The sequence below is a fragment of the Streptomyces sp. sk2.1 genome, from assembly GCF_008120935.1.
In the GTDB taxonomy this organism is placed as follows: domain Bacteria; phylum Actinomycetota; class Actinomycetes; order Streptomycetales; family Streptomycetaceae; genus Streptomyces.
On record NZ_RDBO01000065.1, the window covers coordinates 135,929 to 151,921 of the forward strand.

The window sequence follows — 15,993 nt, forward strand, 5'->3', positions numbered from 1 at the left end:
TTCGGATCCGATGGGGGTTCCACTTGAGACGCACCGCAGTGCTCGGCCCGGCCGGCGCTCTGATCGCGGGCACACTCGTGGCGGGCGTGATGTCCGCGCCCGCGGCCACTGCCGAGAGCCGTCACCACCGTGGCTCCGAGGCCCGTGGCGTCGAGCTCGCCGCGGCCCGGGCAGCCAGGGCAGGCATCGACTGGAAGGACTGCCCGGCCGACTGGGGCATCGCCGCACCCATCCAGTGCGGCTGGGTGACCGTGCCGCTCGACTACGCCAGGCCCGACGGCAAGAAGATCCGAATAGCCGTCGACCGGCACGTCAGCACCGGTACCCCCGACGAGCGCCAGGGAGCGCTGCTCTACAACCCGGGCGGCCCCGGCGGGTCGGGCATGGCGTTCCCCAAGCGCGTCGCCACCAAGAACCCGATCTGGGCGAACGCCGCGAAGGCCTACGACTTCGTGGGCTTCGACCCGCGGGGCGTCGGCCACTCCGCGCCGATCTCCTGCGTCGACCCGCAGGAGTACGTCAGCGCCCCCAAGGCCGACCCCGTGCCCGACTCCGAGGCCGACAAGCTCGCCCAGCGCAAACTCGCCGCCGAGTACGCGGCCGGCTGCGCCGAACGCAGCGGCGACATGCTGCCGCACATGACCACCCCCAACACCGCACGCGACATGGACGTCATCCGCGCCGCGCTCGGCGAGAAGAAGCTCAACTTCCTGGGCGTCTCCTACGGCACCTACCTGGGCGCGGTCTACGGCACGCTCTTCCCGGACCACGTCCGCCGCATGGTCGTCGACAGCGTCGTCAACCCGGCGAAGGACAACATCTGGTACCGGGCCAACCTCAACCAGGACATCGCCTTCCAGAAGCGCTGGGACGACTGGAAGGCCTGGGTCGCCCGCAACGACGCCGCCTTCCACATCGGCGACACCCCCGAGAAGGTCGAGCAGGAGTGGCTGAAGCTGCGCGCCGAGGCCAAGAAGAACCCGCTCGGCGGCGTCGTCGGCCCCGCCGAACTCATCGGCTTCTTCCAGCGGGCGCCCTACTACGACTCCACCTGGGTCTCCATCGCCCGCACCTGGAGCGACTACCGCAGCGGAAACACCCAGGCCCTGATCGACGCCGCCGGGCCGGACATGTCGGACATCGCGGGGAACATCTCCTCGGAGAACGGCAACGCCGTGTACACCGCGGTCGAGTGCGCGGACGCCAAGTGGCCCACCGACTGGCGCACCTGGGACCGTGACAACACCCGGCTGCACAAGGACTACCCGTTCATGACCTGGGCCAACGCCTGGATGAACCTGCCCTGCGCCACCTGGGGGGCCAAGCAGCAGACCCCGCTGAACGTGAAGACCCGCAAGGGCCTGCCGCCGGTGCTGATCGTCCAGTCCGAGCGCGACGCCGCCACCCCGTACGAGGGCGCCGTCGAACTGCACCGGCGCTTCAAGGGCTCGCGGCTCATCACCGAGCGGGACGCCGGTTCGCACGGTGTCACCGGCATCACCAACCCCTGCGTCAACGAGCGGGTGGACACCTACCTGCTCACCGGCCGGACCGACCGCCGCGACGTGACGTGCGCCCCGCACGCCACGCCGAAGCCGTAACGGACCGCGGACACCGGCGCGGGCGGCCGCACCACCGGCCGCCCGCGCCCCCTCCTCAGGCCTTCCGGTCGTAGGCCTCCAGCCAGGCGTCCTCCGGCGCGTAGTTGAACAGTTTCTTGCCGTAGGTCCGCAGCATGGCGGGGAACATCTCCGTCCAGTCCCCGTCCGCCAACTGCGCGGCGAGCCACTCGACGGTCTCCGGCAACGACTCCACGTAATCCGTCACGGGCCGGTACCCGAGTTCCCGCTCGGCGGCCGTCATGTCGTACACGATGGAGTGGGCGGAAGTCCACGGCGTCACGCCGACGAAGTCCTCCCCGGGCGCGCCCGCCATCAGCACCGTCTCGGTGCTCCGGCCGAGCACCGCGTCGATCGCCGTACCGATCTCGAGGACCGTCGGCGCCTGCGGGTCCCCGGCGTTGAGCACCCGCGAACCGGGCCGCAGGGCGGCGAGCCGGATCAGCTCCGCCAGGTTGGACACATGGACCGGGTGGAAGCGCGACCGCCCGTCGAAGGCGAGCACCCGCCGCGTCCGGCCGTCCAGCAGCCGCTTCACGAAGTACAGCTCGCGCGGTGTGCGGCAGTACGGCCCGTGGATCGCCCCGGCCCGCAGCAACGTCACCGGCAGCGCCTCCCCGGCCGCCAGCAGATCCCGCTCCAGCCGTATCTTCCGCGTCCCGTACGTCGCGTCCCCCGGCTCCACGGTGCGCTGCGACTCCGGGATCGGCACGGGGTAGCACGGGGAGCCGTCGGGCTCCTCCTGCGTGTCGAAGCTGCGGCCCCGGTCGTCCTCGTACACCGCACCGCTGGAGATGACCACCGCCGAACCGATCCGGTCGGCGAGACCGGTCAACTGCCCGGCGTGGTCCGCGCCGTACGCCACCATGTCGACCAGTACGTCGCAGCCGTCGCCCAGTGCCGCCGCGAGCGCCCCCTCCTCGTTCCGGTCGAGTGCGACCGTGCGCACCGCGTCGTCCCACCGGTCGTCCCCGCCGCCGCCGCGCGAGGCGGCCGTCACCTCCCAGCCGTCCTCGACGAGCGCCCGCACGGCTACCCGCCCGATCTGTCCCGTCGCTCCCAGAACCCATGCGCTTCCCTTGGTCATGGCAAGGACGCTAGGCCGGGACCGCGGGCCGGGGCAGCGGAGTTCACCGAGCGCGGATCCGCCGTCGGCGTCGCAGTTTCGGGAACTTTTCCGACGGACCGGCCTGTTCGGCCTGCGCGGCCTTCACCTTGGCCGCGTACTCGTCGACGTACTCCTGCCCCGAAAGCCCCAGGATCGCGTACATGATCTCGTCGGTGACCGCCCGGACCGCCGCCTTCTGGTTCTCCAGGCCCGCGTAGCGGGAGAAGTCCAGTGGTTCGCCGAAGCGGATGGTGACCCGCTTGATGCGCGGGATGGTCTGACCCGGCGGCTGGATCTCGAAGGTCCCCACCATCGCGCACGGCACCACCGGCACCTGCGCCTTGATCGCCATGACGGCCACGCCCACCTTGCCCTTGTAGAGCCGGCCGTCGTGCGAACGGGTGCCCTCCGGGTAGATGCCCAGCAGCTCGCCCCGGCCCAGCACCTTGAGCCCTTCCCGGATGGCGGCCTGTCCGGCCTCCTTCCCCGAACGGTCCACCGGGATCTGCCCGATGCTGTGGAAGAAGGCGGCGGTCAGCCGTCCCTTCAGGCCCGGCCCGGTGAAGTACTCCGCCTTGGCGAGGAAGGTGATGCGCCGTCCGAGCATCGCGGGCATCAGGAAGTGGTCGGAGAACGACAGGTGGTTGCCGGCGATGATGGCCGCGCCGTCCTCCGGCACGTGCTCCAGGCCCTCGATCCTGGGGCGGAAGAACAACCGCAGAAGTGGTCCGATGACGACGTACTTGAGCACGTAGTAGAACACAGGGCGGCTCCTAGGGCCTTTCGGTTGGATCATGCCGGGCTCGCGTGCCCCGGTACTTCCCCGAGCTCTCGGCTGCGCTCGGGCAGGGGAGACCCCATCGCTCGCCGCGTTGTCGTCACTCGCCAGGGCTCCGCCATTGTCTTCCTCCTCCGCCTTGCGATCGCACGTACCGGACCCCGCTCACTGATCCGGCCTGATCCAAACGAAAGGCCCTAGCACTGCCGGGTCGGCTCCAGGGCTGCATTCTGCCAGGGCGGTGAACGCCTCCCCGGAGGGTGGTCCCGGTACAACTGCCGCCCCGGTCAACCGTGTTCGAAAAGGTGATGGCACGGCAGCGCCGCCGGGTCCGCGGTCCCGGGAGGGACCGGACGGGCCCGGCGGCGACCGGTCGGAGCCTGCGAAGGAGTCCCGCTCAGCGCACCGGTGCGGCGTCGAAGCCGTCCGGCACGGTCAGGTCCGCCGCCGTGGCGGCCCGGACCTCGTCGACGGTGACGCCGGGGGCCAGTTCGGCCAGGACGAAGCCGTCCGGGGTGACGTCGACGACCGCGAGATCGGTGATCACCCGCTGCACGACGGCCCGGCCGGTGAGCGGCAGGGTGCATTCGGGCACGAGCTTCGGGCTGCCGTCCTTGGCGGTGTGCTCCATGAGGACGATGACCCGGCCCGCGCCGTGCACCAGGTCCATGGCACCGCCCATGCCCTTGACCATCTTGCCGGGGATCATCCAGTTGGCGAGGTCGCCCGAGGCGGAGACCTGCATGGCGCCCAGCACGGCCGCGTCGATGTGGCCGCCGCGGATCATGCCGAAGGACAGCGCGGAATCGAAGAAGGAGGCGCCGGGCAGGGTGGTGACGGTCTCCTTGCCGGCGTTGATGAGGTCGGCGTCGAGCTCGTCCTCGACCGGGTACGGGCCCACGCCCAGAATGCCGTTCTCGGACTGCAGCACCACCTCGATGCCGGACGGCAGGTGATTGGGGACGAGCGTGGGAAGGCCGATGCCGAGGTTGACGTAGCTGCCGTCGGTCAGTTCCCGGGCGGCCCGGGCCGCCATCTGCTCACGGGTGAGGGCCATGTCAGACACCTCCTTCCCGCCGGACGGTACGGCGTTCGACGCGCCGCTCGGCCGCGGGGTCGCCGGGATCCACGCGGACCACGCGCCGGACGAAGACGCCGGGGAGGTGGATCTCGTCCGGGTCGAGCTCGCCGGGTTCGACGAGCCGGTCCACCTCGGCGACGGTGATCCGGCCCGCCATGGCGGCCAGGGGGTTGAAGTTGCGCGCGGACGAGTGGAACACGAGGTTCCCGTGCCGGTCGCCGACCTCGGCGCGGACCAGCGCGAAGTCGGTGGTGATGCCGTGTTCGAGCAGATACGGGCGCCCGCCGAACTCCCTGGTCTCCTTGGCGGGCGAGGCCACGGCGACCGATCCGTCGGCGGCGTGCCGCCAGGGCAGCCCGCCCTCGCCGACCTGGGTGCCGGTGCCCGCCGGGGTGTAGAAGGCGGGGATGCCGGCGCCGCCGGCCCGCAGCCGCTCCGCCAGCGTTCCCTGCGGCACGAGTTCGACCTCCAGCTCCCCGCTCAGGTACTGGCGGGCGAATTCCTTGTTCTCCCCGACGTACGAACTCGTCATCCGGGAGATCTGCCCGCCGGCGAGCAGGATGCCGAGCCCCCAGTCGTCGACGCCGCAGTTGTTCGAGACGATGTGGAGGCCGCCCACCTCACGGCGCCGGAGGGCGTCGATCAGCGTGCCCGGTATGCCGCACAGACCGAAGCCGCCCACGGCGAGCGAGGCCCCGTCGGGGATGTCGGCCACCGCCTCCATCGCGCTCGCGACTGTCTTGTCCAGACCCATACGGTCCCTTTCCCTCGGGCAACCGGGATGACCTCGCAGGTCGGAGCCGGTGCCAGTACAACCGACGGGCAGTGAGCCTAGGAAGGCGTGCCGGGCGCGGCCATGGGTGCCAAACACACTTCACCCCGGAGGGGGGTGTGGGTGAAACACTTGTCGAGGTGCATGACGGAGGCGCTGGTTCCGCCCGCGGCCCCGATGCGGAATCCGCCCGGGACCGCGGGTGGGGGTCAGGCGGGGCAGCCGGAGTCGGCGATCACGTAGTGGCCGGGCGAGGTCTGTTCGAGGGTGTGCACGACGGAGGTGTTCCACAGCCCCATGGCCTGGCCGGACCCCAGGGCGTAGGTGTACCCGCCGCTGTGGCGGGCGCGTCCGGCGACCGTGTGCGCGTAGTTGTCCGCCGTGTGGCACGTGGGCGTGAACCCGGTGGTGGTCGCGGTCACCGCGGCGGAGGCCGCGCCCCGCGCGCCCGAGGAGTCGACCGCGGCCACGGTGTAGCGGTACGCCGTGCCGGTGGCCAGACCGGTGTCGGTGTAGCCGGTCGACGTGGCGGTGCCCACCTTCGTGCCGTCGCGGTGGATGTCGTACGAGGCCGCGCCGGTGACCGCGTCCCAGCTCAGCGCGGCGGTGGTGTCGGTGGTCCCGGTGACGGTCACCCCGGTGGGGGCCGGCAGGGTCCCCGGGGACTCGCCGCCGCCGTCCAGCCCCCAGAACCGGGCGGTGCGGTAGCTGGAGCAGATGGTGTCGAGGTAGTACGTGCCGGCGGTGCCGCACTGCTCGGCGCCGCTGCCGGGGTCGACCGCGAGCCCGTGGGCCATGCCCGCGACCGAGTAGACCTCGACCGCGGGCGCGCCGGAGGCGTCGTCGTAGACGCTCAGCGTGGTGCCCCCGGCCAGTTCCTCGGTGCGGGAGGGGGTCTGCCCGATGCCCCACACGTCGGTCCACTGGTCGCGCAGCTCGGTGGCGTTGGCGGGCCGGACGGTGGTGTCGGCGGTGCCCTGCCAGATCGCCACCCGGGGCCAGGACGCGGTCCCGGCGGGAGCGGCGGACCGCACGAGGTCGCCCCACTGGCCGGGGGTCCTGTCGGCCGGGGCGTACATGCAGGTGTAGGCCGCGGCCACGCTGTTCGCGCAGTGCGCCGGCAGACCGGAGGCGATGGACCCCGCCGCGAAGACGTCGGGGTACGCGGCGAGCATGTTCGCGGTCATGCCGCCGCCCGCCGACAGGCCGGTGATGTACACCCGGCCGGGGTCGCCGTCGTACCGGGCGACGGCCTCGTCGACCATCTGCTTGATCGACAGCGCCTCGCCCTGTCCGCGCGTGCTGTCGCCCGGCTCGAACCAGTTGAAGCAGGAGTTGGCGTTGTTGGCGGCGCTCGTCTGCGGGAGGACCAGCGAGAAGCCGTAGCGGTCGGCGAACTCCGGCCAGCCCGAGTGGGTGTAGTAGTCGTTCGCGTTCTGGGTGCAGCCGTGCAGGGCGACCACGACGGGCGCCTCGGCCGGCAGCCCGTCGGGCGCGTACGCGTACATGGAGAGGTTGCCGGGGTCGGTGCCGAAACCGGTGATCTCGGTGAGGCCGGCGGCGGACGCCCGCGGGGCGACGGTCAGCAGACCCGCGGCGAGGGCCAGGGCGCCCGCCGCGACCGTGAGCAGGCGGCGGACACCTCCCGTGCGGCGGCTTCCCGTGGAGCGGTGCGGGGGGTTCGGCTGTCGCATGTGGACTGCCTCCTGGGACGACGAGTACGTTCTCCGGGCCGGTACCGGGCGGGGCCGCCCGTCGGCGTGGCGCCCATCATCCGGGCGCCCGTGCCGGGGCCGGCATGGGCTCGGCAGCCAGGCTTGGCGGACCCCCTGTGTGACGGCCATCCATGGCCGCGTCCCCGAACAGGCGGTAGGACGGCGGTACGGGCGGCGCCTCCCGCCCGTGCGCCCGCCCAGATTTCCGACGGGGCGTCATCATCCCTCCTCCCCGGCCCTTCCGTACGGCCCGGGGTGGCGTCCCGCACCATCGCCGGGATCCTGACGGTGGTCCGCGGACCCATGGAACCGGCCGAACCGGCGGCATAGCCTCCGCGCGTCCGACCACACGACCCCGGAGGCAGCCCGATGCGCCGCTCCACCGATTCCCCGCCCCGCTTCTGGAAACGGGGCGCCCCGGCCGTACTCGCCCTGGCCGCCCTCGCGTTCACCCCCTCGGCGGCGACGGCCGACACCGGCCACCGCGAAGGCCGCTGCGTGAACGCCGCACAACTGCGGGTCCCCGGCGCCGAGCGCCAACAGACCGCCTGCCTCGACGAGTTGACCACGGCCGGGACCGTCGCCTCGGGACACACCGACGAGGCCGACTGGGCCGGGCTGACCCCGAAGGACCTGCCCGTGCCCACCGGAGTACCCGGCACGCAGATCGACGGGTACTTCCCCGACACCTCCACCACCAACACCAACCACGGCTGGAAGCACGACGCCCAGTTCGTCATCCGGCTGCCCGACAGGTGGAACGGCGGCCTCGTCGTGGCCGGCACCCCCGGCAACCGCGAGCAGTACGCCAACGACCGGGCCATCGCCGACTGGGTGCTCTCCCGCGGCTACGCCTACGCCGCCACGGACAAGGGCAACACCGGCCTCGCGTTCCACCGGGACGGAAAGGCGCCGGGCGACGCCCTGGCCGAGTGGAACGACCGGCTCACCCAGCTCACCCGGGCCGCCCGCGCCACGGTCGCCCAGCGCTACCACCGGCCGCCGGCCCGCACCCTGGTGACCGGGCTGTCGAACGCCGGCTACCTGGTGCGCTGGCAGCTGGAGAACCACCCCGAGCTCTACGACGGGGGAGTCGACTGGGAAGGCACCCTGTGGCGCTCCGACGGGCCCACGCTGCTGGACTTCCTGCCCGAGGCGATGCGCCACTACCCGGTGTACGCGGCCGGGGGCGAGGGCGCCGGGGCGGCCCGGGACGCCCTGCACGCCGCCGGCTACCCGGCGGGCTCGGAGTTCCTCTGGCCGTACCACCACCAGGTCTACTGGGACCTGACGCAGCGCATCTACCGCGAGGAGGTCGACCCGGACTTCGACGGGGCACTCGAAGCGGGCACCCCGTACTGCGCGCCGGGGACACCGGCCTGTGACGCCGACTACGACTACTCGACGCGCCCCGAGGAGGTGCGCCGGGCCGTGCGGAAGATCGGGCTCACCGGGCGCATCGGCAAACCGCTGATCACCGTGCACGGCACCCTCGACGTCCTGCTGCCGATCAGCCGGGACTCGGACGTCTACGCCCGCATGGTGAAGGAATCGGGCCGCGGTTTTCTGCACCGCTACTACCGCATCGAGGGCGGCACCCACACCGACTCCCTGTTCGACGTCTTCCCGGACCGGCTGCGGCCGCTGACCCCCTGCCACCGCTCGGCGTTCACCGCGCTGGAGGGCTGGCTCACCGAGGGACGGCGGCCCCCCGCCTCCCGGACCGTGGCACGGCCCGCCGGGGCGGATGCCGCGACCCTCGTCAACGACTGTTCCCTCGGCGGACGGGGAACCGGCCGTCCCGCACCCCGGACCTGACCGGCACCACCGCACCGCCACCGCCCGACCCGGCCGGATCGCCCCTCGCGATCCGGCCGTCGTCGATCCGGCTTCAGCGATCCGGCCGTCGTCGATCCGAAGGAAGGACGAAACCGGCGGACGGCGTCCCGGCGTGAACCGCCTCCGGCCGGACTGTGGCGGAGAGGGCCACCGAAGACCATCACTTTGTAGCGGTTCATCACATGGGACGAACCCGGAGTGCTCCTTACTGTTTCCGGCCATGACGAACACATTTCCCACCCCGGCTCCGCTGCCGCCGCCCGCCGCGGGCGACCTGAACGGACGCACGGCCCTCGTGACCGGCGGCGGCAGCGGCATCGGCCGGGCCTGTGTGCTCGCCCTGGCACAGGCGGGAGCCACCGTGCACGTGGTCGACCGGGACGCGGCGGCGGCCGGTGCGGTGGCGGAGATCACCGGCGGTCCGGTCCACGTGGCCGACCTCGCGGACCGGGACGCCGTCGACCTCCTTCCCGCGGAGGTCGACATCCTGGTCAACAACGCCGGCCTGCAGCACGTGGCCCCGCTCACGGAGTTCCCGGTGGAGCGCTTCGAGCTGATCCAGAAGGTGATGGTCACCGCCCCGTTCCTGCTCATGCGGCGGGTCCTGCCGCACATGTACGGACAGGGCTGGGGCCGGATCGTCAACATCTCCAGCGTCCACGGACTGCGGGCCAGCGCCTACAAGTCCGCCTACGTCGCGGCCAAGCACGGCCTGGAGGGGCTGAGCAAGGTCGCCGCGATCGAGGGCGCCCCCCACGGCGTCACCAGCAACTGCGTCAACCCCGGGTACGTCCGCACCCCGCTCGTCGAGGGCCAGATCCGGGACCAGGCCGCCGCGCACGGCATCAGCGAGGGCGACGTGCTCTCCGACGTCATGCTGGCCCGCTCACCGGTCAAGCGGCTCCTGGAGGCCGAGGAGGTCGCCGCCGCCGTCCTGTGGCTGTGCGGTCCCCACACGAGCTGCCTCACCGGGGCGTCCCTGCCGCTCGACGGCGGCTGGACCGCCGGCTGAACCACCCCGCCCCGTCCCGCACCACCCCGCACCACGCCCTTCCGTCCCCACTCGTGAAACCCGGTGAATCCATGTCTGACACCCCCAGGCCAAGAGGCGGCATCGGCCGCATCGTCGCCGCGAGCCTGATCGGCACCACCATCGAGTGGTACGACTTCTTCCTGTACGGCTCGGCCGCCGCGCTGGTGTTCAACACACTGTTCTTCCCCTCAGCCGACCCGCTGGTGGGCACCCTGATCGCCTTCGTCACCTACGCGATCGGATTCCTGGCCCGGCCGCTGGGCGGCATCGTCTTCGGCCACTTCGGCGACAAGATCGGCCGCAAGAAGCTGCTGGTCGTCAGCCTCCTGATGATGGGCGGCTCGACCTTCGCCATGGGCCTGCTGCCCACCTACGAGACCCTCGGCGTCGGGGCACCGATCCTGCTGACCGTGCTCCGGCTGGTGCAGGGCTTCGCGCTGGGCGGCGAGTGGGGCGGTGCCGTGCTGATCGTCTCCGAGCACGGCGGGGACAAGCACCGCGGTTTCTGGGCGTCCTGGCCGCAGGGCGGCGCCCCCGGCGGGAACCTCCTGGCCACCGGGGTCCTGGCGCTGCTGGCCTCGTTCCAGTCGGAAGCCGCCTTCCAGTCCTGGGGCTGGCGCATCCCGTTCCTGCTGTCCGGGCTCCTCGTGGTGATCGGGCTGTGGATCCGGGTGTCGGTCTCGGAGTCCCCGGTGTTCCTGGAGGCACAGGCCAGGGCGGAGGCGGAAGCCGCCCGGGGCGTCAAGGAACAGGCCCCCGTCGTCCAGGTGTTCCGGCGCAGCTGGCGCGAGGTCCTCTCGGCCATCGGGGTCCGCTTCGGCGAGAACATCTCGTACTACATCCTGACCTCCTTCGTGCTCGTGTACGTCACCACGCACCTGGAACTGCCCAAGAGCACCGCGCTCAACGCCGTCCTGATCGGCTCCGCCATCCACTTCGTCACCATCCCGGCCTGGGGCGCGCTGTCCGACCGGATCGGGCGCCGCCCGGTCACCCTGATCGGCTCCGTGGGCATGGCCGTCTGGGCGTTCGCCTTCTTCGCCCTCGTCGACTCCGAGTCGTTCGCCGTGATCACCCTGGCCGTCACCACCGGCCTGGTGCTGCACGGCGCGATGTACGGGCCGCAGGCCGCGTTCATCTCCGAGATGTTCGACACCAAGGTCCGCTACTCCGGCGCCTCCATGGGCTCCCAGCTCGCCTCCATCGTCGCCGGGGCCCTCGCCCCGATCATCGCCGTCGAACTGCTCCGGGAATTCGGCTCCTCCACGCCCGTCAGCCTCTACCTCTGCGCGGCGGCCGTGGTCACCACGGTCACCGTGGCGGTCACCCGGGAGACCCTCGGCCGCGACCTCGCCCGCAGCCGGGACGAGGAGCGGACGGCGAAGCGGCCCCCGGTCGCCGCGGGCGACCCGGCGTGACCCCGCCCCGTCCGTGAACCGCCCGGTCCACCGGCGGCGCGAGCCGTCCGGCGGACCGGGCCGCATCCCGTGGCCGCGGCGCGCGCCCGCGCACGGCCGGGGCACGGGTTGGCGCAGGTCGGCGAGAAGGCGCGGCCCGTCCCCGGCCCCGGGTCAGCCGCAGCAGAACGGGTTGTCGCAGGGATCGCCGACCTCGCTGCCGTACGCGGCGAAGTCCAGGAGGGGACCGAGCAGTTCCCGCCCGGTACGCGCGTCCAGCGGGGGCGACGAGGGACTCAGGGGCCGTCCCCAGGCGGGCGGGGTGCCGTCGGTGTCGAAGCGCCTGACGCCGTCCACGAACAGCGTCCAGAGCGGGTGATCGGGAAAGCGGTTGATCCGCAGGACCCACCACCGGCCCCCGACCTCGGCGGCGGCGGGGAAGGACGTGTGCCCCGTCGCCCGCCATCGGGGCTCCGCCCGGAGTTCGTCGTACGACACGCCGCCAGTGTGCCCGCACGCCCCGGCGCACGCCATCCCCGCACCGGGCCCGGACCGGTCCATCGCCCCGTCACGTCCTTTCCACCCGCAGCCGCACGGGGCCCGACAGCCCGCTCACCCGCTGCCCGGGGAAGACGAAATGCGTCGGGCTCGTCGCGTCCAGCCGGGGCGCCAGCGTCCCGAACACGGTGATGTCGACGGTACGGGTGCCGGGACCGGCCAGTTCCGTCAGGTCGAACACGTACGGGGAGCACACCCGCACCCCGGCGGCCACCCCGTCGATCCGCACCTCCGCCGTCCCCCGGACCCGCCCGAGGTCGAGCAGGACGCGACCCCCGGCGGCCCCGTCGGGCACCGTCACCTCACGGCTGTAGCGCACCCCGCCGCTGTACTCGGCCAGGCCCAGGGTCTCCCAGTCGCCCAGGCGGATCAGCCCGGGACCGACCGTGCAGCGCAGCGGGCCGGCCAGCGCGGCACCGCCCTCCAGGCCGGGGCGGGTGCGAAGGCGCAGGGCCGCGGTCCGCGGACCGCGCGGCCCGTCGGCCGGCAGCTCGACCGTCACGGTGCGCACCCCCCGCTCCCCGACGGCGCCCACCCCGGCGGCGCACTCGGCGCCGTCCACGTACACCGTGGCCCCGCCGTGCACCGGCACCGTCAGCCGGGTCGCGCCGGGCGGCAGCAGGCACCACAGCCACTCCACGGCGGGCCGACGGCCGGGGACCGCGAACCGGACCGGCACCACCGTGCCGTCGTCCGCGTCCGGGTCCAGCCAGCGGGCTCCCGGCAGCGGGTGCGGGCGACGGCGCAGATGCAGGGCCGCAGGGTCGCCCACCGGCTCGCGGCGCACCGCGGCCGGCTCGCGCCCCCGGGCTCCTTCGGTCCACCACGTGGCGTCGCTGTGCAGCGTCACCACCTGTCCCCCGGCCCCGTCGTCGAGGACCGCGTCCACGAGCACCGCGCGCTCGCCGTCGCCGGAGGTCTCCACGGTGATGTCGTTGTCGCCGGGGCGCAGGGCCGCCGTCACCTCGTGCCGGCGCACCCGGGGGACCGCGTGCTCGGCGTACGGGTCGAAGCCGCCCTGCCTGCCCATGAGCCGCCCGTTCACCCGCAGCGCGCAGGGCACCCGGGAGGCCAGCTGGACCACGGCCCGGACGGGGAGGACCGGCAGGCGCAGCGTCGTGCCCACCGTCCCGGGAGCGAGGATCCACTCCGGGCGCCGGTAGCGCTCCGGATCACGGACGAGCGCCAGGTGCGCCCGCAGCTCGCAGTCCCGGTCGGGGACCAGGTCGAGGCGGAGCAGCCGGGGGCCGGCCGCCGCCCGCACCCGGCCCGTCGCGAGATGGCCCCGGTCGTCCAGGGGCACGGGCGCGCCGTCGAGCCGGACGCTCTTCGCCGCCGCGGCCCCGATCGCGAGGTGACCGTCGAAGTCCTCGTCGAGGTGCAGCACCGTGCGCAGCCGCACCGGCTCCCCGGCGACCGCGTGGCCCAGGTGTGCGAACTCCTCGGGCACGTGCCCCTTCGGACCCAGCACGGCGCGGTGCACCGGGTCCTTGCGCACGCCCAGCGAGTCGGACCATTCGAGGACCGACGACCGGACCCGCCCGGGGGCGCCGCGGGAGACGACCGCCCGCGGACCGAACGTCGCGTGCACCGTGGCCCGTGCCCGGCGGGCTCCTTCCGCCCCCGCCCAGCCGTCCCGCACACCGTCCTCGCCCGCCGCCTCCACCCGGTGCCCGAAGGTCCGGCACTCGGTGACCGCGGGGCCGGCGGACGGCGGACCCGTCGCGGGGCGGGCGAAGTCGCCCCAGGTGTCGTCGAGGGTCGGGACGAGCGTCATCCGCCAGTCCGCGTCCGGGGGGACCTCGACGGTGACGACGGCCGGATCCGCACCGGACGCGACCGGGGAGGACGGGGGCACGGTCGTCGCCGGGGTCCCGTTCCCGGCCGGGAAGACCAGCAGCGCCGCCGGCCCCGTGTCGAAGGGGACCTCGACCTCCACGGCGCGGGCGTCACCCTCCGCGGGCACCGCCGGCAGGGCCCGCGGCGCCCCGCCGAACGGGTCCAGCAGGACCGCGGGCCCCGCCACGTCCCGCACCCGCACCCGGGCACTTCGCGCGTAGCGGCCGGGATCGAAGTCGTAGCGGGCGTCCAGCCAGCCCAGCGCGGCGCCCCGCTCGTCGGGGGCGGCGACGCTCGCCCGGGTCGCCCGGGGGCTGCCCGCGGTCAGGAACACCACCGTGGCACCGTCCACCCGGCGCGCGAGCGCGGGCACCGGGGCGCGGACGGCCGGGACCGCCCCGGCCAGCGCGGCGGCGAGGGAACCGTCCGAGTCGTCCGCGGCAGGGACGTGCACGGCCCGGCCGTCCGTGAAGCAGGCCCGCAGCTCGGCCGCCGTGACGGCCGGACCCGGGCCGACGAGACGCTCGGGAAGCGCGCCGAGCGCGATCAACCGACCGCCGGCCGAGGCGAACTCGACGAGCCGGTGCGCCGTCTCCCGCTCGACGACGGTGCACGCGGGCAGCACGACCGTGCCGTACGCCTCGTCCGCCACCTCCAGCCGCACCCCGTCGCGGGACCGGGAGAGCCGGGCACGGGCCAGGGAGGCGTCGTCGACGACGTCGGCGTCCAGCCCCAGCCAGTCCAGGGCGCCCGGCCGGGTGCGGAACCAGGACATCTCCCCGACGAGGCCGAGGTACACCGACTGGGCGTGCTCCGCCGCGTCCGTGACCCCGTCCAGGGCGGCACCGGCCTGGGCCGTGGCGGTGGGCAGCAGGACCGCGACGTCGCACAGGTGGCGGCCCAGGCTCAAGGCCGCGCACAGCCGGGCCACCGCGTCGGCCAGGACCCGGTGGTGACGCCAGTACGGCTGCCGCCAGTCGGTCGCGGGCGGCGCCCACTCCCACCAGCCGCCCTTGGTCGTGTAGTAGACCGCGTGCGGGTTGTAGAGCGTCGCCCCGGCCCGCAGCCACGGCAGCAGCCAGTCGAACGTCTCCTCCGGCGTCCCGCCCCAGCCGGTGGAGTGGAACGCCTCGATCCAGGTGCGGGGGCGGCCGTAGAGGTGGGCGAGCGAGGAGTGGACGCGGGCGTCGCCGTGGTGGTCGCAGCCGGGGGCCGAGAACCAGCGGTGGGTACGGGCGTAGTCGGCGTACAGCCGCACGCCCCCGACGGGGTGCCCGGCACGGGCGGGGTCCTGCTGGTCGCAGCCGACGAGCAGACCGTGCCGCTCGTGCCAGGCGGCCAGCGGCCGGAAGAACGCCTCCTCGGCCAGTTCGGCACGGGTGTCGTGGTAGTCGCGGCGGACCCGGTGGGCGTCCGGGTCCGTGCTGTCGGCGTACAGGGCGTCGAGCCGTGCGGTGACGTCGTACCCGTGGCGGCGCAGGAACGACGCGGCGAAACCGGTGGACCAGGTGGGCAGGGCGGGCAGCTCGTCCTGGAAGGAGCCGACGACGACGGTCCCGAGGCGGTCGCCGAGCCGGCGCCCGAACTCCCCGTGCACCCGGTCCAGCAGCGCCGCGCACGCCTCCTTCCCGAGGTAGTCGAAACCGAGCGCGTCGTGGTGATGGACGGTCAGGCGCCAGCGTCCGGGGCCGGGCGCCCGCACGACCCCGTCGGCCACCGGGACCCGCACCGCGGGACCGGTGCCCCGGCCGTCGCCGTCGACCGGTTCGGCACCGCCCGCCAGCGGCCGGGCGCCGGGGGGACAGCGCAGTTCCCCGGGCCGGGCGGCCGAGGACTCGACCACGGCGCGGGTCCGGTCGAGTCGGCGCCCGGCGCGCTCGGGCCGCTCGTCGACGAGACGGGCCTGGAGATCGGCGCCGGAGAAGCCGAGCTGGTCGTAGAACCAGAGCCCGACACCGAGTTCGCGGGCGTCCTCGCACACGCCGTCGAGCAGCGCCCACCAGGCGTCGGAGAGGAAGGGCGGATCATCGGCGTCGGAGCCGAACAGCGGGCCCGACGGCGCCAGGTTGAGGAGGACGAGCTGGTGCACCCCGCCCTCGGTGAACCGCTCCAGCTGGGCCCGCAGCCGGGACCGTTCGAGCCGCTCCCCGCTCCACCACCAGATGGCGACGGGCGAGAAGGCGCGCGGCGGATCGGCGAACGCCGCCGCCACGTCCGGCGGGAGGGGCCGGTGTCCGGGAAGTGCCATGGGATG

General features: G+C 73.6%; 11 protein-coding genes. 4 read left to right on the top strand and 7 right to left on the bottom strand.

Features of this window, described 5'->3' with window-relative positions:
* Positions 1-89 precede the first annotated feature (89 nt).
* Positions 90-1,601: an alpha/beta hydrolase gene (locus EAO76_RS23085; protein ID WP_187438760.1), complete on the top strand. Its 1,512-nt coding sequence runs from the start codon at positions 90-92 to the stop codon at positions 1,599-1,601.
* Between the two features lie 55 nt (positions 1,602-1,656).
* On the opposite strand, the gene EAO76_RS23090 is transcribed toward EAO76_RS23085, so the two are convergent.
* The 5 genes from EAO76_RS23090 to EAO76_RS23110 form a co-directional block, all read right to left on the bottom strand.
* Positions 1,657-2,706 carry an NAD(P)-dependent oxidoreductase gene (locus tag EAO76_RS23090; protein ID WP_148837854.1) on the bottom strand — a complete coding sequence of 350 codons (1,050 nt, stop codon included), beginning with the start codon at positions 2,704-2,706 and terminating at the stop codon, positions 1,657-1,659.
* Positions 2,707-2,749: 43 nt separating this feature from the next.
* On the bottom strand, positions 2,750-3,490 hold the full coding sequence (locus EAO76_RS23095) for a 1-acyl-sn-glycerol-3-phosphate acyltransferase (RefSeq protein ID WP_148837855.1): 741 nt from the start codon (positions 3,488-3,490) through the stop codon (positions 2,750-2,752).
* Positions 3,491-3,902: 412 nt separating this feature from the next.
* Complete coding sequence (locus EAO76_RS23100; protein ID WP_148837856.1) at positions 3,903-4,562, bottom strand: CoA transferase subunit B; 660 nt, start codon at positions 4,560-4,562, stop codon at positions 3,903-3,905.
* 1 nt (position 4,563) lies between these two features.
* Complete coding sequence (locus tag EAO76_RS23105; protein ID WP_148837857.1) at positions 4,564-5,340, bottom strand: CoA transferase subunit A; 777 nt, start codon at positions 5,338-5,340, stop codon at positions 4,564-4,566.
* Positions 5,341-5,567: 227 nt separating this feature from the next.
* Positions 5,568-7,052 (bottom strand): PHB depolymerase family esterase, encoded by a 1,485-nt coding sequence (locus EAO76_RS23110; protein ID WP_148837858.1) that lies wholly within the window; start codon positions 7,050-7,052, stop codon positions 5,568-5,570.
* Positions 7,053-7,442: 390 nt separating this feature from the next.
* On the opposite strand from EAO76_RS23110, the gene EAO76_RS23115 reads away from it, so the two are divergent.
* The 3 genes from EAO76_RS23115 to EAO76_RS23125 all read left to right on the top strand — a co-directional run bounded on the left by EAO76_RS23115 (position 7,443) and on the right by EAO76_RS23125 (position 11,363).
* Positions 7,443-8,891 (top strand): 3-hydroxybutyrate oligomer hydrolase family protein, encoded by a 1,449-nt coding sequence (locus EAO76_RS23115; protein WP_148837859.1) that lies wholly within the window; start codon positions 7,443-7,445, stop codon positions 8,889-8,891.
* 241 nt (positions 8,892-9,132) lie between these two features.
* Positions 9,133-9,924, top strand: coding sequence for a 3-hydroxybutyrate dehydrogenase (locus tag EAO76_RS23120; RefSeq protein ID WP_148837860.1), 792 nt, complete (start codon positions 9,133-9,135; stop codon positions 9,922-9,924).
* Between the two features lie 71 nt (positions 9,925-9,995).
* On the top strand, positions 9,996-11,363 hold the full coding sequence (locus EAO76_RS23125) for an MFS transporter (RefSeq protein ID WP_148837861.1): 1,368 nt from the start codon (positions 9,996-9,998) through the stop codon (positions 11,361-11,363).
* Between the two features lie 153 nt (positions 11,364-11,516).
* Here EAO76_RS23125 and EAO76_RS23130 read toward each other — a convergent pair whose 3' ends face one another.
* Positions 11,517-11,840, bottom strand: a complete 324-nt coding sequence (locus EAO76_RS23130; protein ID WP_148837862.1) for a hypothetical protein — start codon at positions 11,838-11,840, stop codon at positions 11,517-11,519.
* A gap of 70 nt (positions 11,841-11,910) precedes the next feature.
* Positions 11,911-15,987 (bottom strand): hypothetical protein, encoded by a 4,077-nt coding sequence (locus EAO76_RS44750; protein WP_187438753.1) that lies wholly within the window; start codon positions 15,985-15,987, stop codon positions 11,911-11,913.
* Positions 15,988-15,993: the final 6 nt, after the last annotated feature.